This window comes from Vibrio sp. 1580 (assembly GCF_033340055.1).
In genome coordinates this window covers 1-518 of record NZ_JAWOVT010000732.1, presented here as the reverse complement: position 1 = coordinate 518, position 518 = coordinate 1, and the positions used below count along the sequence as shown (strand labels likewise).

The following is a 518-nucleotide window of genomic DNA, read 5'->3' as shown; positions in this document are numbered from 1 at the left end:
ATGAATGGCATCATCAGCTTAGCGCCAGGCAGTGTTGGCCCAGCATTGGCAAACCACATCATCGCTAAAGGCGATCTACTCAAACTGAGTTCAGAGGTGATTAAGCCGTTCTACAAGCAGAAATCACAACGCGCGGTAGAACTGCTACAACAGGCGATTACCGATGAGAGATTCCGTATCCACAAACCTGAAGGGGCGATCTTCTTGTGGTTATGGTTTGATGAGTTGCCAATTACGACAATGGAGTTGTACCAACGCTTGAAAGCGCGTGGCGTATTGATTGTTCCGGGTGAGTACTTCTTTATTGGTCAGAAAGACGAGTGGGACCATGCTCATCAGTGCTTGCGCATGAACTACGTTCAAGACGATGAGATGATGCAGAAAGGTATCGCGATTATCGCGGAAGAAGTCGAAAAGGCTTACCAACAAGGTCAGTAAAGCAAACTCCCGCATCAAAGACACAAATTAAAAAGAGCGCCAACTGGCGCTCTTTCTCACTCTATAGGGCAAATAACTTG

Annotated in this window: 1 protein-coding gene; it reads left to right on the top strand. The window is 46.9% G+C overall.

The window, feature by feature from the left end:
* On the top strand, positions 1–438 hold a 438-nt coding region (locus tag R7093_RS28095), incomplete at its 5' end, for an aminotransferase class I/II-fold pyridoxal phosphate-dependent enzyme (protein ID WP_318147393.1).
* Positions 439–518: the final 80 nt, after the last annotated feature.